This is a genomic window from Streptomyces sp. FIT100 (genome assembly GCF_024584805.1).
GTDB lineage: Bacteria > Actinomycetota > Actinomycetes > Streptomycetales > Streptomycetaceae > Streptomyces.
Genome location: NZ_CP075715.1, coordinates 556080 through 574736 on the forward strand (window position 1 = coordinate 556080; position 18657 = coordinate 574736).

The window sequence follows — 18657 nt, forward strand, 5'->3', positions numbered from 1 at the left end:
AACTACCCCATAGGTGGCCTGATCCACCCTGTACGTGCCACACGCACATGCCTGGTGCGAGCGCCGCGCGGCCGTTCGGCTGCCGTGAGGCTTGCCGTGAGGCTTGCCGTGAGGGGGCCCGGCCGCAGGGCGGCAGCGGGCCGTCAGACGGCGATGAGCGGGGAGCGCGGTGAGGTGCCGAGGGGCGTGGCAAGGTCCGTGAGTGCGCGCTCGAGACCGTGCAGATGCGTGAGGGCGGCATCGGCGCCGGAATGCTGCCGCTGGGCCGGGATGGCGACGGCGAGGCCCTGCGCAGGGGCGGGCGCGGGTACGCCGTCCGGCGAGGCCAGGGTGAGGACGGCGGCCTCGACACGGTGGCAGGCGGCGGCCAGCCGGGCGTCGTGGGAGGCGGCCGGGTCGGCGGCGACCGCGGCGAGCCCCCGTGCCTCGCGGGCGCACTCGTCGAGCAGCGCGAGCACCTGCCGGGCACGGGCCTTGCGGGCGCGCATCGGGCTGAGCGGATGCACCAGCGGCGCCACGGCCATCCGCACCCGGCCGAGCAGCGCCTCCAGCTCCGTGACGTGCGGAGCGGGGTCGGCCGTCGTGGATCCGGCCAGCCGCGCGGCAGCTTCTGCGGTGCAGCGGTGGACGCAGCGCAGCGCCTGCTGGATCCAGGCGTCGGTGGTGGCGTGCGTGGTGACGGGCAGCACGAGGAGGACGGCGACCACGGCGCCCAGCGCGCCGACGCCGGTCTCCGCGAGCCGCAGCGCGAGCAGGCCCGGGTCGAGGACGCCGAGCAGCCCGTACAGCAGGCTGACCATGACGGTGACGAAGAACATCATCCAGCTGTACGAGACCGCGGCCGTGTAGAAGATGCCGAAGACGCACACGGCCACCAGTGCGGCCGTGGGGGCCGCGTCGCCGTGCACGGGGACGGCGACGAGCAGGCCCACGGCGATGCCGGTGACCGTGCCGAGGACCCGGCGGAAGCCGCGGACCAGGGTCTCGCCGCGCGACGCGGTGTTCACGAAGATCCACCAGGCGGCGCCGACGGCCCAGTACCAGCGCTCCTGCGAGAGCAGTTGGCCAAGCGCGAGGGCGAGGGCGCCCGCGACGGCCACCTGCACGGCCTGGCGGGTGGTCGTCCTGGCCAGACCCGTTCCGGCGGGAAGGGCGGGCACGACGGGCGGCGCCAGCCGTCGCTCGTAGCACCAGAGGCCGAAGCGGACGGCGGACGAGGCGACCACGGCGAGCAGGACGGCCGAGTACAGCCCGGGCAGCTGCGCGGGGATCGTGTGCAGGAACTGCGCCACGAAGAAGGTCATGAACGCGAAGACCCCCAGGGCGTGACCGCGCGGCCCCCAGCGGCGGACGTACACCCCCGCGCCGGCGACGGCGAGGAACGCCGTGTCTCGCAGCAGGGGCTGGTCGTGCAGCCCGGCCGCGAGCGCGAGCACCGGAAGCCCGGCCGCGGGCAGCAGCAGCGTGGTCACGGCCTGGCCGCGGACGGTCGCGTCGGTGACAGTGAAGAGGGCGAGGAGCGCGGCGAGCCCGCCGGTGATCACGGCGGGCAGCGAATGGCCGGTCAGCGCGACCGCGAGCACGGCCGGCCCGATGCCGAGCACGGACCGGGAGGCGCTGCGCAGCCGCAGCCGCCCCGGATCCGGAACCACGAACATCCCCTTCAGCAACTCTTCCCGCCCCTTCCGCTCCGCTTACGCGACTCCGCGCCCGGGAAGGACGCCCGGGCATGAAAAAGGCGCCGCGGAGTCCGCAGCGCCATCGACACGTCCATGAGAGCATCCCCGGCCCCAGTGGTTCAAGCGGCGACGGGCGAGCTGGGCCATTGGCACATTCCACCAAGGAGAACGGGGGCTGCGCGCGGCCATCGGACCACCCCTGCGTGGACCGGCGTGGACCGGCGTGAACCGGCGTGAACCGGTGCCCTACGGACTGCCGACTCGGCGCGCGTCGCGGCACGGCACGGCACGGCACGGCACGGCACGGCACGGCACGGCCGAACTCGTCGCGAACCGCTCGCATCGCCTTGCGTCCGACTCATTGACACCCGGTCGTGCCGACCCGACACTCATACGCCCGCAGCCTGTGAATTTCAGTTCACTTGGCGAACAATCTTTCTCGGGACGACATTCAGGGACCGATATGACCCCACCGCCCCAGCCCCACACCTTCCGCTCGGTGCTTCCCGTTCTCGCGCTCTGCTGGCTCGCCGTCTTCTTCGACGGCATGGACGTCAACATCTACGGCGCCGTCATGCCGCACATGCTCGACGACACCGGCCTCGGCCTCACCCCCGGGACCGCGGGCACCATCGGCAGCTGGACCACCTTCGGCATGCTCATCGGCGCGCTGACCGCCGGGAACATGACCGACTGGCTCGGCCGCCGCCCCCTGCTCGTCGCGAGCATCACGCTCTTCTCGCTCGGCTCCGCCCTCTGCGCCGTCGCCGGGAGCCCCGCGGCCTTCGGGGCCGGGCGGTTCGTCGCCGGGCTCGGGCTCGGCGGGCTGATGCCGCTGTGCCTGGCCATGGTGATGGAGTTCGCGCCGCCGCGCAGGGCCGCGCTGACGACGGGGCTGCTGATGACCTCGTACCACGCGGGCGGCATGGCCGCGACGGCCCTCGGTCTCACGCTCGCGCCCGCGGCCGGCTGGCGCTGGGTGTTCTGGGCGGGCGCCCTGCCGGCCGTCGTCGCCGTGCCCCTGCTGCTGAAGCTGCTCCCCGAGTCGCCCGGCGTGCTCCTCGCACGCGGCGAGCGGACACGGGCGGAGGCGGTGGCCGACCGGTACGGGCTGCCGCGGCCGACGGCCGTCGAGGCACCGGCCGCCGGTGCCAAGGGGCGTTTCGAGGCGGTCCTCGCGCTCTTCAGGCCGGAGTCCCGCTGGGCGACCCCGCTGCTCTGGCTGGCGTCCTTCTGCGGACTGCTGCTCGTCTACGGCGTCAGCACCTGGCTCCCCCAGCTGATGCGCGCCTCCGGCTACGGACTGACCTCGTCCGTCAGCTTCCTCCTCGTCATCAACGCGGGCGGCATCGTGGGCATGCTGATCGCGGGCCGGACGGCGGACCGCTTCGGCGCGGTACGGGTCTCGGCCGTCTGGTTCGTCCTCACCGCGGTCGGCGCGCTGCTGCTGAAGGCGCATCTGCCGCTCGGGATCACGTACGTCGTCGTCGCCGTCACCGGTGTCTGGCTCTTCAGCGCACAGGTGATGGTGTACGCGGCCACGAACACCCTCTACCGGGGCAGCGAGCGCGCCGCGGGGCTCGGCTGGGTGACCGGGGTCGGCCGCACCGGTGCGGTCGTCGGCCCCTGGCTCGGCGGTGTGCTCGCCGCGAACGGCAACGAGGGCTGGGGCTTCACGGCGTTCGCCCTGGCCGGGCTGGTGGGTGCGGTGGCGATCTCCCTGGTGCCGCTCGCGGCCCGGCTCGGCGCGGGCCGTGCCCGGCGCGCCGAGACCTCCGCGGCCGTCGCCTGAACCCGCCGGAAGGGCTCCGAAGGAAGGGGCCCGTCCGGCGCAGGTGAGCGGCCTGCGCACGCCGCATGTCAGTGCGCGAGCGGCAACCCCGTGTAGTTCTCGGCCAGTTCCGCCGCCGCGTGCGGCGACACCGCCACCCGCTCCAGCTGGGACAGTTGCAGCCGCGCCTCGAACGCCGACTGGGCCGGATCGGTGTGCAGCGTCGTCGTCATGAAGTACGAGAAGTGCTCCGCCCGCCACACCCGCCGCAGGCAGGTGTCCGAGTACGCGTCCAGCAGCCGGGTCGAGCCCGTGCGGCGCCACAGGGCGAGCGCCCGCGCCAGGACGATGACATCGGCGGCGGCGAGGTTCAGCCCCTTCGCGCCGGTCGGCGGGACGATATGGGCCGCGTCGCCCGCCAGGAAGACCCGGCCGTGGCGCATGGGTTCGACCACGTGGCTGCGCATCGGCAGCACCGCCTTCGACGTCACCGGCCCGCGCTCCAGCTTCCACCCGGGGTCCCCGTCGGTCGCGAACCGGGCGTCCAGCTCGTCCCAGATCCGGCCGTCGGACCAGTCCGCCGGGTCCGTGCCGTTCGGCACCTGGAGGTAGAGCCGGCTCACCGTCGCCGACCGCATGCTGGCGAGCGCGAAGCCGCGCTCGGAGTGGGCGTACACCAACTCCGCGTAGACGGGCGGGGCTTCGGCCAGGATGCCCAGCCAGGAGTAGGGATACGTCCGCTCGTACGCGGTCCGCACGGACGCGGGTATCGCCTTCCGGGCCACCCCGTGGAAGCCGTCGCAGCCGATGACGTAGTCGCAGGTCAGCGTCTGCTCGCGGCCTTCGTGCAGATACCGGATCGCCGGGCTGTCGCTGTCGGCGCCCTCGACGGACGTCACCTCGGCGTCGAACAGCAGCGGACCGCCGTCGGCGAGCTGGAGGGCGATGAGGTCCTTCACCACCTCGGTCTGGGCGTACACCATCACGCTGCGCCCGCCGGTGAGGGACGGGAAGTCGATGCGGTGTGCGCGGCGGCCGAAGCGCAGCTCGATGCCGTGGTGGGGCATGCCTTCGCGGTCCATCCGCGCCCCGGCCCCGGCGGCGCGCAGGGCGTCCACGGTGGCCTGTTCGAGGATGCCGGCGCGCTGCCGCTGCTCGACGTAGGCTCGGTCGCGGCGCTCCAGGACGACGCTGTCGATGCCCGCGTTGTGCAGGAGCCGCGCCAGCAGCACTCCCGCGGGGCCGGCGCCGACGATGCCGACGGTGGTGTGCATCAGCGCTCCTCCTCTTCCTCTTCGTCTTCCTGTCGTCCCTGGTGCTCGTCGCAGTGGTCGAAGTGATCGAAGTGGTCCTGAAGGGCGGTCAGTACGGCCTGCGGGCGCTCGACGTTCGCGAGATGCGCGGCGCGGGGCAGTTCGAGGAGCCGGGCGCCACGGATACCGTCGGCGAGTTCGCGGGCGTGCACGGGCGGGGTCGCCTTGTCGTCCCGGCCCGCGACGACGAGCGTGGGGGCGGTGATGCGGGCCAGATCGGCGCGGAGGTCGAGCGCGGCGAGGATCCCGCAGCACGCGGCGTACGCGTCCGGGTCGGCGGAGCGCTGGTCGGCGACAAGCGCTTCGTACGCCGTGAAGGCGGGCGTGAACCAGCGCGCCGGCGCGGTCGCGGCGAGCGGGCCGAACCCTTTCGTACGGACCATCTCGGCGCGTTCCAGCCAGGGGCCGGGGTCCCCGAAGCGGGCCGATGAGCAGACCAGCGCCAGTGCCGCCACCCGCTCCGGGTGGTGTGCGGCGAGCCAGGTGCCGACGGCGCCACCGAGGGAGATGCCCGCGTAGGCGAAGGTCCGCGCGCCGAGCTCGTCCGCGAGGCCGAGGACGAGCCGGCCGACGTCGGCGACGGTCGCCCCGGCGGGGAGCAGTCCGGGCGCGGAGCCCCCGTGCCCGGGGAGGTCCCAGCGGACGACGCGCCGACGCTGCGCGAGCGCGGATGCCTGCGGGTCCCAGACACGCAGGGATGTTCCGAGGGACGGCCCGAGCACGAGCACGGGCGCGCTCTCCGGGCCGTCGATGCGGTGGTGGAGCAAGGGGGTCATCGTTGAGTCCCGTCGTAGGCCGGGGTTCTGTCGTAGGCCAGGGTTCTGTCGTAGGCCGGGGTTCTGTCGTAGGCCGGGGTTCTGTCGTAGGCCGGGGTTCTGTCGTAGGCCGGGGTTCTGTCGTCGGTCAGGGTCCCGCCGACGGTCAAAGTCCCCCTTCGGTCGAAGTCCCCTTCGGTCAAGGTCCCGCTTCGGTCAGGGGCCCGTCGCCGGTCGAGGTCCTGCCGGTCAGGGGTTCGTGCCCATGGCACCGCAGCCGCGGGACAGCGCCCGGTCCACCAGGGCCGGGGCGCTGCCCAGGTAGCCGGCGGGGTCGCCGAGGTGGTCCAGCGAGGGCAGCTCGCGGTGCTCGGCGAGGACGGCGAACAGGTCCGTGCCCTCCTGCGCCGCACGCCGCGACGCCTCCGCCAGCAGCTGCCGGGCCCGCTCCCGGCCGAGCAGCGGTGTCACCTCCGCGAGCAGGCGCTCCGTCAGCATCCGCCCGCCCGTCAAGGCCAGGTTGGCCCGCATCCGGTCCGGGTGGACGACCAGCTGCGTGCAGAGCGCGGCGGCCGCCGACGCCGCGGCGCCCGTCAGCCGCAGGGCCTCGCGCAGGGGCTGCCACTCCGCGTGCCAGGCCCCGGCGGGCCGTTCGTCCTCTGCGGCCAGCGAGCCGAGGAGGACCGCGGCGAGCGCCGGCATCTGGCGGGCCGCGGACGCGATCAGCGTCGCCCGCACGGGGTTGCTCTTGTGCGGCATGGCGGACGAGCCGCCGCCCGCGCTCTCGCCCAACTCCCCGATCTCGGTGCGCGACAGCACCAGCACATCCGCCGCGATCTTCCCCAGCGCACCGGTGCAGAACGCCAGCGCCGCCCCCAGGTCCGCGACCGGGGTGCGGAGCACATGCCATGGCAACTGCGGTTCCGCGAGGCCGAGTTCACGTGCGTAGGCGGCCGTGTGCGCCGGTCCCGCGTCTCCGAACGCCGCCAGCGTCCCCGCTGCGCCGCCGAGTTGGGCGGGCAGTGTGGCCCGGACTCGCGCCAGCCGGTCGTGCGCGTCCAGGACGAGCGCCCGCCAGCCCGCCGCTTTCAGGCCGAAGGTGGTGGGGACGGCGTGCTGGGTGAGGGTGCGGCCCGGCATGGGGGTGGTGCGGTGCGCGGCGGCGAGGTCGCCCAGGGAGTCGGCGGTCCGCTCCAGATCGGCGGTGATCGGACCGAGCGTCCGGACGGAGACGAGCATGAGGGCGGTGTCCACGATGTCCTGGCTGGTGGCTCCCCGGTGCACGGACTCCGCGTGCACCGGGGACATTTCGGCGACGGCCGCGGTGAGATCGGCGACCAGCGGGATCACCGGGTTCCCTCCGGCCCGTGCGCGCAGTGCGAGGGACCGTACGTCGAACCGCTCGGCGTGCGCGACCGCCGTGACGGTCGCACCCGCCGCCGGGTCGAGGACGCGCGCCAGTGCCGCCTCGGCGTCGAGCATGGCCTGGAGGAAGGCCGAGTCGCCGGTCGCCGCCTCGGCCGGGCTCCCCGCACGGACGGGGGAGAACAGCCCCGCGTCAGCCCCGGAAGTCAAGGAAGACCGTCTCCTTCTCGCCCTGCAGATGAATGTCGAAGCGGTACGTCCGTTCGCCGTCGGGCACGGCGAGCAGCGTGCCGCGTCGCTCCTGCGGGACCGCCGGCGGCAGTGCTTCCGCGGGAGGTTCGCCGATGTACGCACGCGTGAACAGATGGTGTGTCAGCCCGCGCGCGAACACGCAGACGGAGAGATACGGGGTCTGCGCCCGCGGCGGGAGCGTCCGCACCACCCAGCGCCCGTCGGCGTCGGTCGCCACCCGTCCGAACCCGGTGAAGTCCACACCGTTGCGGCGCAACGAACCGGGGCTCGGTGCACCGGGCCGCTGTGCACCGGGCCGCCCGGCCGGCTGCCAGAACTCCAGGAGTGCGTCGGGCACCGGGGCGCCGTCCCCGTCGCGTACGCACCCGTGCACGGTGATGGTGTCGAGGTGGCCGGCAGGGGCGATGTCGCCGCCCCCGGCGAACGGCAGGGCGTATCCGTAGAAGGGCCCGACGGTCTGGGAGGGAGTGGGTGCCGGCATCACGGGCCCTCCTCGGGATCGGGAAGCGTCGCGGCCGGGCCGTCGAGCACGATGTCCCAGCGGTAGCCGAGTGCCCATTCGGGGCTGGACAGTTCGTGGTCGTAAGCGGCGACGAGCCGGGTACGCGCCGCCGGGTCGGTGACCGACTGGAGGATCGGGTCGTAGGGGAAGAGCGGGTCGCCCGGGAAGTACATCTGCGTCACCAGGCGCTGGGTGAAGGCGGTCCCGAAGAGGGAGAAGTGGATGTGGGCGGGCCGCCAGGCCCCCACGTGGTTGCGCCACGGGTACGCCCCGGGTCTGACCGTCGTGAAGGCGTACCGCCCGTCGTCGTCGGTCAGACAGCGGCCCACGCCGGTGAAGTTGGGGTCCAGCGGCGCCGGGTGCTGGTCGCGCCGGTGCGCGTACCGGCCGGAGGCATTGGCCTGCCAGATCTCGACGAGCTGGCGGCGCACGGGCCGTCCGGCGCGGTCCAGCACCCGGCCGGTGACCGTGATGCGCTCGCCGAGGGGCTCGCCCGTGTGCTGCCGGGTCAGGTCCGCGTCGAGTTCGGCCACATCGGTGGCGCCGAAGACCGGTCCGTACAGCTCGGCCGCCTCCGGGTCGTCCGCCACGGCCACCAGCGGCTGCTGGGGGTGGCGCAGGGCGGTGCTGCGGTACGGGGCGAAGTCGCGGGCCGGATGGTGCGGTGCGACGCCGTCGGCCTGGACGGCCTGGACGGCCTGGTGCGCGGCTTCGATCTCCGCGCTGATCTGCCGCTGACCGGGGATCACCGGGGTTGCCCGGGCCATGGGATGCGTCGAAGGGGGCACCGGCGTCACCGCTCCAGGACGAGCGCGATGCCCTGGCCGACACCGATGCACAGCGTGGCGAGGCCGGTCCCCGAGCCCGCGGCGGCGAGCTGGTGGGCGACGGCGCCGGTGAGCCGGACGCCGGAGGCGCCGAGGGGGTGGCCGATGGCGATGGCGCCGCCGCGCGGGTTGACGACGGACGGGTCGAGTCCGGGCCACTGGCGCAGACAGGCCAGCGCCTGTGCGGCGAAAGCCTCGTTGAGCTCGACGGTGTGCAGGTCGGCGAATTCACGGCCGGCCTTCTTCAGGGCGCGGTGGACCGCCTCGACGGGGCCCGCGCCGAAGTACTGCGGTTCGATGCCGGTGACGGCGGAAGCACCGATGCGTGCGAGAGGTTCGCGGCCGGTGGCGCGCAGCCCGTCCTCGTCCACGAGCAGCAGCGCGGCGGCGCCGTCGTTGAGCGGCGACGAGTTCCCCGCGGTGACGGTCCCGTCCTTGCGGAAGACCGGCTTCAGCTTGGCCAGCGCCTCCGGCGACGTGGTGTCGCGGATGCACTCGTCCCTGGCCAGGTCGACTCCGTCGACGGGCACGACCTCGCCGGCGTACAGGCCGTCGGCCCACGCCCGTGCCGCGTTGCGGTGGCTGGCGAGGGCGAAGGCGTCCTGCTCGTCGCGGCCGATCCCGTACCGCTCGGCGAGGAGTTCGGCGCCTTCTCCGAGTCCGACCGTCCACTCCTCGGGCATTCGCGGGTTGACCATCCGCCAGCCGAGCGTGGTCGAGTACATCTGCTGGTGCCCGGCGGGGAAGCCGCGCTCCGGCTTCTGCACGACCCAGGGGGCGCGGCTCATCGACTCGACGCCGCCCGCGACGGCGATCGACGCGTCGCCGACGGCGATGGCGCGCGCCGCCTGGACGACGGCCTCCATGCCGGAACCGCAGAGCCGGTTCACGGTCGTGCCGGGGACGGTGACGGGCAGCCCGGCGAGCAGCACGGCCATCCGCGCCACATCGCGGTTGTCCTCGCCCGCGCCGTTGGCGTCGCCGAAGAAGACGTCGTCGACACGGGCCGGGTCGAGCTCCGGCGTACGGGAGACGAGGGCGCCGAGCACCCCCGCCGCGAGGTCGTCGGGGCGGACGCCGGCCAGCGCGCCGCCGTACTTGCCGATGGGGGTGCGAACGGCGTCGACCACGTACACATCGCGCAGCCGGTCGGTCATGTCAGCTCAGCTCCAGTCCTGTCTCGTATCTCGTCGGGTGTGACGCCGGGCGCCGTCTCGACGAGGGCGAAGCCCTCGCCGGTCACGTCGAGCACGCCCAGGTCGGTGATGACGCGGTGCACGCACGCCTTGCCCGTCAGCGGCAGTGTGCAGGCGCGGACGAGCTTCGGGGAGCCGTCCTTGGCCGTGTGGTCGGTGAGGACGATGACGCGGCGGGCGCCGTGGACCAGATCCATCGCGCCTCCCATGCCCTTGATCACCTTTCCGGGGACGGACCAGTTGGCGAGGTCGCCGCCCGCGGACACCTGCATGGCTCCCAGGATGGCGGTGTCGATGTGTCCGCCGCGGATCATGCCGAAGGAGAGCGCGGAGTCGAAGTACGCGGCGCCGGGCCGGACCGTGACGGTCTCCTTGCCGGCGTTGATCAGATCCGGGTCGACCTCGTGCTCGTGCGGATACGGTCCGACGCCGAGGATCCCGTTCTCGGAGTGCAGGACGACGCTCACGCCGGGCGGCAGATGGCCGGGCACGAGCGTGGGGAGTCCGATGCCGAGGTTCACGTAGGAACCGTCGGTCAGCTCGGCGGCCGCGCGGGCGGCCATCTCGTCGCGGGTCCAGGCCATCAGGCGCGCACCGTCCCCCGTGGCGCGGGCGCGGAGACCGTGCGGTGCTCGATGCCCTTCGCGGCGGTCTGCTCCGGGGTGAGCGGCAGCACCCGCTGCACGAAGACGCCCGGCACGTGGATCGCGTCCGGGTCCAGCTCCCCGGGCTCGACCAGCTCCTCGACCTCGGCGATCGTCACACGGCCCGCCATGGCGGCGAGCGGGTTGAAGTTCCGGGCGGCCCGGCGGAAGACCAGGTTTCCGTGGCGGTCGCCCCTGGCGGCCCGTACGAGCGCGAAGTCGGTGGTGATGCCGCGCTCCAGGACGTGGTCGCGGCCGTCGAACGAACGGATCTCCTTGGCCGGGGACGGCACGGCGACGGCACTGTCGGGGCCGTAACGCCAGGGCAGTCCGCCGTCGGCGACCTGGGTGCCGACACCGGCCGGGGTGTAGAAGGCGGGGATCCCGCAGCCGCCGGCGCGCAGCCGCTCGGCGAGGGTGCCCTGGGGGACGAGCTCGACCTCGATCTCGCCGCCGAGGTACTGGCGGGCGAACTCCTTGTTCTCGCCGATGTACGAGCCGGTCACACGGGCGATACGGCCCGCGGCGAGCAGCACACCGAGGCCGCCGCCGTCGACGCCGCAGTTGTTGGAGACGACGCTCAGTGCGCGAACCCCGCGCGCGTGCACCGCCTCGATCAGTACATTCGGCACACCGCTGAGGCCGAAGCCGCCGACGGCGAGTGACGCGTGGTCGGCGATGCCGGCGACCGCGTCGGCCGCGGACCGTTCGACTTTGTCCATGAGGCTTCCGTTCGACGCCTGCCGTATCGTGTGCGTTCGCCAGATGAACTAAAGTTCATAAGCGAACCGCCCCCGAGTGTGGGTGCACGGGTCACGCATGTCAACGCCCTGGAGGTCCGATGCCGGCCGCACCCGCCGCCGAGCCGCCCGCCGAGGCTCCTGCCCAGGCTGCGGCCCAGGCCCTTGCCGAGGCCCCCGCCGAGGCCGTGGGTCCGCTGATGCGCGGTATCGCCGTCCTGCGCGCGGTCAGCGACGCCGGTGGCCGGATGAGCCTCAGCGACCTCGTCCGCACCACCGGTCTCGCCCGCTCCACCGTCGACCGGGTCGCCGCGACGCTCGCGCGCATGGGCTACGTACGCCTCGACGGCCATGAGGCGACGCTGGCACCGCGCCTCATGGAGCTGGGCAACGCCTATCTGGCCGCGGCCGGCCTGCCGGGCCCGCTCGGCCCGCTCGCCGAGCGGCTCGCCGACGAACTCGACGAATCGGTGTCGCTCGCCGTCCCGGACGCCGACGGCATCCGCTTCGTCCACCAGACCACGCGCCGGCGCGCCATGTCGCTGACCTTCCGCATCGGCGACCTGCTGCCCGCCGAACGCACGGCGCCCGGGCCGCTGTTCGCCGCCGCGTGGCCGGACGCCCGGTGGGCGGCATGGCGCCGCGGTCCCGGCTCCGGGACCGCGGACTTCGAGGAGCGGGCGGCCCGCGCCGCCAGGGACGGCTGGGCACTGGACGACCAGCTGATCGAGCCCGGTCTCGTGGCCCTCGCGGTCCCGGTGCGGGACCCGCGGGGACGGACGGTCTGCGCGCTGAGCGTCGTCAGCCACACCAGCCGCCACGGTGCCGACGCGCTGCGCCGCGCGCTCCTTCCCCGCGTACGCGAGACCGTGGCCGCGATGGAGCGCGAGCTCCACCGGGCGCCGCCCGCCGCCGGGCAGGCCACGGCGGGCGAGGCCGCCGGCGGCACCGCCGTGCGGGGCCTCGCGCACTGGACCGCCGCGTCGAAGCAGGAGCTCGGGGCCGAGTTCGTGGAGTCGCTCGCCCGCGGGCTGACCGTCATCACCGCCTTCGGCGAGGGCCGCGCGGAGCTGGGGCTCACCGCGATCGCCGAGGCCACCGGCCTCGCCCGCGCCACCGCCCGCCGCGCCCTCATCACCCTGGAGCACCTCGGCTACGTCACCTCGCAGGACCGGACCTTCCGCCTCACCCCGCGCGTGCTCGCCCTCGGCTGCCCGCCGCTCTCCCGGACGACGCTCTCCGACATCGCCGTGCCGCACATGGCCGAGCTGGTCCGCCACGTCCACGACTCCGCGTCCCTGGCCGTCCTCGAAGGCGAGGACATCCGCTACACCGCTCGCGTCGCCACCGAGCGCATCATGAGCGTCAACATCACCATCGGCACCCGCTTCCCCGCGTACGCGGCGTCCATGGGCCGGGTCCTCCTCGCCGGTCTCCCCGCCGACGAGCGAACGGCACACATCGGCCGCACCGGGCTGCGCGCCCTCACCCCCCGCACGGTCACCGATCCCGCCCGGCTGGCCGCGCTCCTCGACCGCGTCGTCGACGAGGGCTACGCGCTGGTCGACGAGGAACTGGAGGAGGGCCTGCGCTCCCTGGCCGTCCCGGTCCGCAACCACACGGGCCGCACCGTCGCGGCGCTCAACGTCGCCATGCACTCCGCCCGGCGCACCCTCGACGAATGCCTCACGGAGGTGCTCCCCCAGCTCCGTGCCACGGCCGCCGGCATCGAGTCCGATCTCCGCATCGCGGGCCGCTTCACCCGTATCGCCGAGGCGTGACGCCTGCCGGCTCCGTGCGGAAGGTCACTTCTCGTCGTCGCACTCCTCGCCATGGCACTTCTCGCCGTCGCACTTCTCGCCGTCGCGGGCGCGCGCTCCGGCACGGGTCCGGCCGGGCGACTGGGCCCGCTGCGGGTGGCGGCGGACGTACTCGTCCTCCAGGGCCGCCATCCGGGCCGTGTGGGTACTGAGCGCGTCCTCCGACCCGTAGAGCAGGGTCTCGTGGCGGGTGCGGTGGATGACCTCCAGTTCCTTGAGGAGCAGTCCGTCCGTCAGCTGCTCCGGCGCCACCCCGCGTTCCTTCTCGGCCATGGCTCACACCTCCGGGTCGGGACATCCAGCCTCGCAGCCTGCGGCTCCCCCCGCGCTCCCCGCCACGCGAATGGCGCATACCCGTATCGGGACGGAACGACACCGCACGGACGGCCACCGCCGCCGGGACAGTGGCACGGCCGGGGCGCCGGACCTGGGCCATTGGTACGGTCATGAGGCGCTCGGCCGGCCGGGAGGAGAGCTGAGGACCCATGGCGGTGGACGAACTCGACACCCGCATCCTGCGGCTGCTGATCGAGCAGCCCCGGACCAGCGTGCGGGAGTACGCGCGCATCCTCGGTATCGCGCGCGGCACGCTCCAGGCCAGGATCGACCGGCTGGAGCGGGACGGGGTGATCACGGGCAGCGGTCCGTACCTGTCCCCCGCCGCGCTCGGCCATCCGGTGCTCGCGTTCGTGCACATCGAGGTCACCCAGGGGCATCTGGACGAGGTCGGCGACGCACTCGCCGAGGTGCCGGAGATCGTCGAGGCGTTCTCGATCACCGGTGGCGGGGATCTGCTGACCCGGGTGGTGGCCCGGGACAACGGTCATCTGGAGGATGTGATCCAGCGGCTGATCAATCTGCCCGGCGTGGTCCGTACGCGTACGGAGATGGCGCTGCGCGAGCGGGTGGCGCACCGGCTGCTGCCGCTGGTCGAGTCGGTGGGGCGGGACACTCGCTGACCCGGCCGTCCGCGCCGGCCGGGCGTCGGCCGACCCGTGCCGGGGAACGCATGACCGGGTGACCGGGTGACCGGGTGCAGCGGACCGATTGGCATCCTGGAGTGCATGAGCACAGCGCAGAGCACTTCGGTCATCTTCGATCTCGACGGGACGCTCGTGGACAGCGAGCCGAACTACTACGAGGCGGGCCGCCGGGTCCTCGCGAGCCACGGCATCACCGATTTCACCTGGGAGGACCACAGTCGCTTCGTCGGCATCGGCACCCGCGAGACGCTGGAGGCGCTGCGCGAGCGGTACGGGATCGGCGCGCCGGTGGACGAGCTGCTGGCGGGAAAGAACCGGCACTACCTGGAACTGGCGAGGGCCAGGACCGACGTCTTTCCGGAGATGTGGAAGTTCGTGCGACGGCTGCACGCGGACGGCGTGCCGATGGCCGTGGCCTCCGGCTCCTCGCTCTCCGCCATCGAGGCCGTGCTGGCGGGCACCGGCCTCGACGCCTACCTCACCACCCTGGTCTCCGCGGAGGAGGTCGCCCACGGAAAGCCCCGTCCGGACGTCTTCCTGGAGGCGGCGCGCAGGCTCGGCGCCGCTCCGGCCGACTGCGTCGTGCTGGAGGACTCCCCGCCGGGTGCGGCGGCGGCGCACGCCGCGGGCATGCGCTGCATCGGCATCCCGTACGTGCCCGAGACGGCGAAGGACGAGGCGTTCGAAGCGGCCGGGCTGCTCTTCCGGGGCGGGCAGGCCGAGTTCACCGCGCGGGCCGCTTACGACTGGCTCGGCTGACGGTACGTCATCGCGCCCGTGCCACCGCCCGGTGCTTGCCGGGCGGACGTGCGCTTGGCGAACGCGCGCCTGTCGACGGCCGAGCCGGGACGGGACGGCGCGGCCGGGGGCGGGCGGGGGCGGGCCGGGCCTCAGCCGAGGAAGGAGAGCCGCACCTGGCGCTGCGGGTTGTCCCTGTTGGTGTCCGCCAACCTCCGCAAAGACAACCCTCAGCATAGACGCGCACTTGCCTGGCGAGAGAGCCACTGACCAACCGGGCGGGCGGGAGGCGGCCCGCGAGACATCGCGGGCTAAAATCCCGCCACCCGGACAGAGAAGTACCAGGTCAGGGCCTGATCCAGTGAGTGGATCAGGCCCTGAGTGGTTCCTGGAGAGCGTTTGGGAGAAAACTGAGAGAAGATCTCAGTTGGGCTCTCCCAACGGGCAGCAGCCGCACCCGCCTCCTGGCTCGTCTCGGCGATCCGACTGAACGCCAAACAGCCCCTGGACAGCGCCCGCAACGTCTCAGCTCCAGTCCGACATGGGCGCGTATTGCACGCATACGCGCGCCTCCATGCGCCCTCGCGTGCACCCTCCTTGCGCCCCGCGCTCCCCTCCTACGGTCATGGAACAGCGAGGGCCGGAGTGAAGTCCGACCCCGACGGGAGCAAGGTGCGGCAGATAGCCGCATCGACCTGACGTCGGCCGGATCTGCCCGCCTTGGGGGATGGGGCGGTATGAGTGCCCGACGCAGGGTCCATTACAGCTTCGAGCAGGCAGTCCAAGCCTCTGTGTCCGCGTTTGGAGCGGAGGTCACGCCGAAACTGAGAGGCAGCGGGTGGCAGGAGGACCAGCTCCGGGGGCCGCTGGAGAACATGATCCGGTCCGTGTGCCGTGGCCTGGGTCTGGACGTCACCCTCATCGGTGAGGTTCCGCTCGTCGACATGAGGGCCCGCCCTGACTATGCGGTTGAGGTCGGTGGCGCTCTCGTCGGTTACATCGAGCTCAAGAAGCCGGGCACCCAGGCCGACCCGTCCGTCTACACAGGCCGCAATGCCGAACAGTGGGCGAAGCTGCGGCTGCTCAACAACGTACTGCTCTGTGACGGGGACGAGTTCTCTGTCCACCAGCAGGGCCAGCAGGTTGGCGAAGTGGCCTCAATGCGCGGCTCGGTCCTCACCTCCGGCGCCCGTCTTGCTCCCGCCGACGGGGCGCTTGCGCGGGTGCTGTACGACTTTCTGACCTGGGAACCGCAGACACCCCGCACCACGAGCCAGCTCATCCGAGCAGTCGCCGGACTCTGCCAACTCCTGTCGGAAGAGGTCGGAGAGGCGATCGCGCAGGAGAAGAGCCGACGCCGTCTGCCAGCCTTTACAAGACTTGCCAAGGACTGGCGGCACTTGCTGTTCCCAGAGGCGACCGATGCCGAGTTCGTCGAACAGTACGGCCAAGCCGTCGTGTTCGCCCTTCTGCTCGCTCGGGTGGAGGAGATCACCTTCGAGGGCGAGACCATGCACAGTATCGCCACGAAGCTGGGCAAGAAGCACTCGCTGATGGGCCAGGCTCTGGACGCCCTCGCCGGAGACTCGGTCGCTGGACTGTCCACCACGCTCAACACACTGCTCCGTGTCATCGGCGCGGTCAGATGGGACGTGCTGGACGACGGAACGGGCGACGCCTATTTCCTGCTCTACGAGCACTTCCTTCACATCTACGACCCTGAGCTGCGGATACGCACCGGCTCGTACTACACACCACGTGGTGTCGTCTCGGCCATGGCCAGGCTGGTCGAGGACGTGCTGAGACGGGAGGGATTCCGTATTCCGTCCGGCTTCGCATCTCCCGATGTGGTCCTTGTCGATCCGGCCATGGGCACCGGCACTTTCCTGCTGTCGGCACTGGAGCTCGCTGCCGAGACCATCGCCGAAGAAGAGGGCCCAGGCGCGGTGGGCCCGCGCCTGCGAGAGATGGTGGGGCGTCGACTGGTCGGCTTCGAGATGCAGGTCGGTCCGTTCGCAGTCGCAGAACTGCGTATGCACGCCATGCTCAAGCAGTACGGGTCTGCGGCCCCCTCCCAGGGCCTCAGGCTGCTGGTGGCTGATGCCCTGGACAGCCCGACAGCCGAGTTCAACTGGATCCCCCACACCTACCGGGCGCTCGCCGAATCCCGCCGCCAGGCCAACCAGGTCAAACGGGACGAGCGTGTCATGGTCGTCATGGGCAACCCGCCTCACGACGCTGTGAGTCGTGGCGCTGGCAAGTGGGTGGAACGAGGGGAGCCTGAGGCGGACACCCCCGCCCCGCTGGGGGCCTTCCGGCAACCCGGTAACGGCAGGTACGAGTCGAAGATCGCCAACCTCTACGTCTATTTCTGGCGCTGGGCCACCTGGAAGGTCTTCGACGCACACGACGACGCGCCATTCGGTGTCGTCGCGCTGATCACACCGAAGGCATGGCTCAAGGGACGGGCGTTCGCCGGAATGCGCCGCTACCTGCGGGAAACCTCCGACGAGGGCTGGATCATCGACCTGTCGCCGGAGGGCCACCGCGCGGATGTCGCGACCCGCATCTTCCCTGAGGTCGCCCAGGAGCTGTGCATCGCAATCTTCGTACGATGGCGGGACAGCCCCAGGCCGCGGACAAACCGGCAGACCGCAAAGGTAAGACACCTCAAGGTCGGCGGACGCCGCGACGAGAAGATCGAACGCCTGACGACCCTCAGGCTCGACGACCCCGAATGGCGCGTGTGCGCCACGGGCGAGACGGATGCCTTCCTGCCACCCGGCAGCGACCTGTGGGAGTCCTGCCCGCAGTTGAGAGACCTGATGCCGTGGTCGTCCCGTGGCGTCACCCCGGGGCGCATGTGGGTCTATGCACCGGACAAGGACACGCTCCACAAACGGTGGCGGCGTTTTGTCGCCGTGGACACCGAGCGGCGTGCCGAGATGCTCGGAGACTCGGGAGAGCGAACACCTGATGACAATGTCCCGCCCCTGCCGGGGGTCGAATCTCATGGACGGACAACACTCGCCACCGAGCACAGGACCAACGCTCAAACAGTGCGCATCGGATTCCGGTCGTTCGACCGGCAATATGTCCTGCCGGACAGCCGATTGATGGAACGCGGCAGAGCGGACCTCTGGCGAGTCCGCAGCGACCGCCAGATCTACACCATCGAACAGAACGCCCACCCGGTGGTCAACGGGCCAGCACTGGTCTTCAGCGCCCTCATTCCCGACATGCACTACTTCAACAACCGCAGCGGTTGCGCCCGTCCTCTTTACCGCAACGCCGCCGGTACGCTGCCCAACGTCACGACCGGTCTGCTCCCCCTGCTCTCCGGGCGGCTCGGCGTACCAGTCGTCGCAGAAGACCTGCTGGCGTACATCGCCGCGATCGCGTCCCACCCGGAGTACACAGATCGATTCGAGGAAGACCTCGAAGTCCCGGGCGTCCGGATACCAATCACCTCTGACCATTACCTGTGGGAGCGGGCGGTTGCCATCGGCCAGCGAGTCCTGTGGCTGCACACCTACGGCGAGCGGTACGCCGATGAGACGGCCGGGAGGCCGTACGGCAGGGTGTTGCTGCCACGCGACCGTCCCCGATGCGTCGCGGAGATTCCGGATGATGCGGAAGCCATGCCGGAGAAGCTGACGTACGACCCCGTGACACAGGACCTGTGGGTTGGCAGTGGACGGATCAGTCCAGTGCCTCGCGCGGTCCGGGAGTACGAAGTGTCCGGGATGAACGTTCTCGACAAGTGGTTTGGCTACCGCCGAAGGAATCCCGCCGGCAAGCGGCGCCTCGAACTGGACCATGAGTTCGCTCGGCGCTGGCTTCCGTCATGGACCACGGAACTGCTTGAGCTGTTGAATGTCCTCGGCCTGCTCGTGCAGGAAGAGCAGGCACAGGCCGACCTCTTCAATGAGGTGTGCGCGGGCCCACTGATCACGGTGACGGACCTGACCACAGCGGGCATCCTTCCCGTGCCCACAGAGGCGACCAAGGCGTTGAAGGCGACATCGGACGCGGGCGACGCCCTATTCGACCTGTGAGCGAAGCAGCGGCT

General features: G+C 72.0%; 15 protein-coding genes. 5 read left to right on the forward strand and 10 right to left on the reverse strand.

Going from position 1 to position 18657, the window contains the following annotated elements; all coding sequences use genetic code 11:
- Positions 1–143 precede the first annotated feature (143 nt).
- Complete coding sequence (locus tag KK483_RS02320; RefSeq protein ID WP_262003258.1) at positions 144–1670, reverse strand: FUSC family protein; 1527 nt, start codon at positions 1668–1670, stop codon at positions 144–146.
- Positions 1671–2142: 472 nt separating this feature from the next.
- Here KK483_RS02320 and KK483_RS02325 point away from each other — a divergent pair, with 472 nt between their 5' ends.
- Positions 2143–3471 carry an aromatic acid/H+ symport family MFS transporter gene (locus KK483_RS02325; RefSeq protein WP_262003259.1) on the forward strand — a complete coding sequence of 443 codons (1329 nt, stop codon included), beginning with the start codon at positions 2143–2145 and terminating at the stop codon, positions 3469–3471.
- Between the two features lie 68 nt (positions 3472–3539).
- Here KK483_RS02325 and KK483_RS02330 read toward each other — a convergent pair whose 3' ends face one another.
- The 8 genes from KK483_RS02330 to KK483_RS02365 all read right to left on the reverse strand — a co-directional run bounded on the left by KK483_RS02330 (position 3540) and on the right by KK483_RS02365 (position 11026).
- Positions 3540–4724 (reverse strand): 4-hydroxybenzoate 3-monooxygenase, encoded by a 1185-nt coding sequence (locus KK483_RS02330; protein WP_262003261.1) that lies wholly within the window; start codon positions 4722–4724, stop codon positions 3540–3542.
- Positions 4724–5539, reverse strand: coding sequence for a 3-oxoadipate enol-lactonase (pcaD, locus tag KK483_RS02335; protein WP_262003263.1), 816 nt, complete (start codon positions 5537–5539; stop codon positions 4724–4726). The genes KK483_RS02330 and pcaD overlap by 1 nt, the downstream gene beginning before the upstream one ends.
- Before the next feature lie 228 nt (positions 5540–5767).
- Positions 5768–7093, reverse strand: a complete 1326-nt coding sequence (gene pcaB / locus KK483_RS02340; RefSeq protein WP_262003265.1) for a 3-carboxy-cis,cis-muconate cycloisomerase — start codon at positions 7091–7093, stop codon at positions 5768–5770.
- A complete protein-coding gene (gene pcaG, locus KK483_RS02345; protein ID WP_262003266.1) occupies positions 7077–7616 on the reverse strand; it encodes a protocatechuate 3,4-dioxygenase subunit alpha in 540 nt (179 codons plus the stop codon). The genes pcaB and pcaG overlap by 17 nt, the downstream gene beginning before the upstream one ends.
- Positions 7616–8404 (reverse strand): protocatechuate 3,4-dioxygenase subunit beta, encoded by a 789-nt coding sequence (pcaH, locus tag KK483_RS02350; protein WP_262003268.1) that lies wholly within the window; start codon positions 8402–8404, stop codon positions 7616–7618. Before pcaH ends, pcaG begins: the two co-directional genes overlap by 1 nt.
- Positions 8405–8430: 26 nt before the next feature.
- Positions 8431–9621: an acetyl-CoA C-acyltransferase gene (locus tag KK483_RS02355; RefSeq protein WP_262003269.1), complete on the reverse strand. Its 1191-nt coding sequence runs from the start codon at positions 9619–9621 to the stop codon at positions 8431–8433.
- The gene (locus KK483_RS02360) at positions 9618–10244 is read right to left on the reverse strand and encodes a CoA transferase subunit B (protein WP_262003271.1); all 627 of its coding nucleotides are present in this window, start codon (positions 10242–10244) and stop codon (positions 9618–9620) included. Before KK483_RS02360 ends, KK483_RS02355 begins: the two co-directional genes overlap by 4 nt.
- Positions 10244–11026, reverse strand: a complete 783-nt coding sequence (locus KK483_RS02365) for a CoA transferase subunit A (protein WP_262003272.1) — start codon at positions 11024–11026, stop codon at positions 10244–10246. The genes KK483_RS02360 and KK483_RS02365 overlap by 1 nt, the downstream gene beginning before the upstream one ends.
- 119 nt (positions 11027–11145) lie before the next feature.
- Between KK483_RS02365 and KK483_RS02370 the strand changes: the two genes are divergently transcribed.
- Positions 11146–12825 carry an IclR family transcriptional regulator C-terminal domain-containing protein gene (locus KK483_RS02370; protein ID WP_262003274.1) on the forward strand — a complete coding sequence of 560 codons (1680 nt, stop codon included), beginning with the start codon at positions 11146–11148 and terminating at the stop codon, positions 12823–12825.
- A gap of 24 nt (positions 12826–12849) precedes the next feature.
- Here the strand turns inward: KK483_RS02370 and KK483_RS02375 are convergent, their stop codons facing one another.
- Positions 12850–13137, reverse strand: coding sequence for a DUF6158 family protein (locus KK483_RS02375; RefSeq protein WP_262003276.1), 288 nt, complete (start codon positions 13135–13137; stop codon positions 12850–12852).
- A gap of 212 nt (positions 13138–13349) precedes the next feature.
- Between KK483_RS02375 and KK483_RS02380 the strand changes: the two genes are divergently transcribed.
- The 3 genes from KK483_RS02380 to KK483_RS02390 all read left to right on the forward strand — a co-directional run bounded on the left by KK483_RS02380 (position 13350) and on the right by KK483_RS02390 (position 18643).
- The gene (locus KK483_RS02380) at positions 13350–13823 is read left to right on the forward strand and encodes an Lrp/AsnC family transcriptional regulator (RefSeq protein ID WP_262003278.1); all 474 of its coding nucleotides are present in this window, start codon (positions 13350–13352) and stop codon (positions 13821–13823) included.
- Positions 13824–13928: 105 nt separating this feature from the next.
- Complete coding sequence (locus KK483_RS02385) at positions 13929–14606, forward strand: HAD family phosphatase (RefSeq protein ID WP_262003280.1); 678 nt, start codon at positions 13929–13931, stop codon at positions 14604–14606.
- Between the two features lie 866 nt (positions 14607–15472).
- Entirely contained in the window at positions 15473–18643 is a 3171-nt protein-coding gene (locus tag KK483_RS02390) for a type ISP restriction/modification enzyme (RefSeq protein ID WP_262003282.1), read from the forward strand.
- Positions 18644–18657: the final 14 nt, after the last annotated feature.

Excerpts from the sequence above, each read along its gene's own strand:
- KK483_RS02325 (WP_262003259.1), top strand. The coding sequence starts at position 2,143 with ATGACCCCACCGCCCCAGCCCCACACCTTCCGCTCGGTGCTTCCCGTT.
- KK483_RS02330 (WP_262003261.1), bottom strand. The coding sequence starts at position 4,724 with ATGCACACCACCGTCGGCATCGTCGGCGCCGGCCCCGCGGGAGTGCTG.
- pcaD (WP_262003263.1), bottom strand. The coding sequence starts at position 5,539 with ATGACCCCCTTGCTCCACCACCGCATCGACGGCCCGGAGAGCGCGCCC.
- pcaG (WP_262003266.1), bottom strand. The coding sequence starts at position 7,616 with ATGCCGGCACCCACTCCCTCCCAGACCGTCGGGCCCTTCTACGGATAC.
- pcaH (WP_262003268.1), bottom strand. The coding sequence starts at position 8,404 with ATGGCCCGGGCAACCCCGGTGATCCCCGGTCAGCGGCAGATCAGCGCG.
- KK483_RS02355 (WP_262003269.1), bottom strand. The coding sequence starts at position 9,621 with ATGACCGACCGGCTGCGCGATGTGTACGTGGTCGACGCCGTTCGCACC.
- KK483_RS02360 (WP_262003271.1), bottom strand. The coding sequence starts at position 10,244 with ATGGCCTGGACCCGCGACGAGATGGCCGCCCGCGCGGCCGCCGAGCTG.
- KK483_RS02365 (WP_262003272.1), bottom strand. The coding sequence starts at position 11,026 with ATGGACAAAGTCGAACGGTCCGCGGCCGACGCGGTCGCCGGCATCGCC.
- KK483_RS02370 (WP_262003274.1), top strand. The coding sequence starts at position 11,146 with ATGCCGGCCGCACCCGCCGCCGAGCCGCCCGCCGAGGCTCCTGCCCAG.
- KK483_RS02375 (WP_262003276.1), bottom strand. The coding sequence starts at position 13,137 with ATGGCCGAGAAGGAACGCGGGGTGGCGCCGGAGCAGCTGACGGACGGA.
- KK483_RS02380 (WP_262003278.1), top strand. The coding sequence starts at position 13,350 with ATGGCGGTGGACGAACTCGACACCCGCATCCTGCGGCTGCTGATCGAG.
- KK483_RS02385 (WP_262003280.1), top strand. The coding sequence starts at position 13,929 with ATGAGCACAGCGCAGAGCACTTCGGTCATCTTCGATCTCGACGGGACG.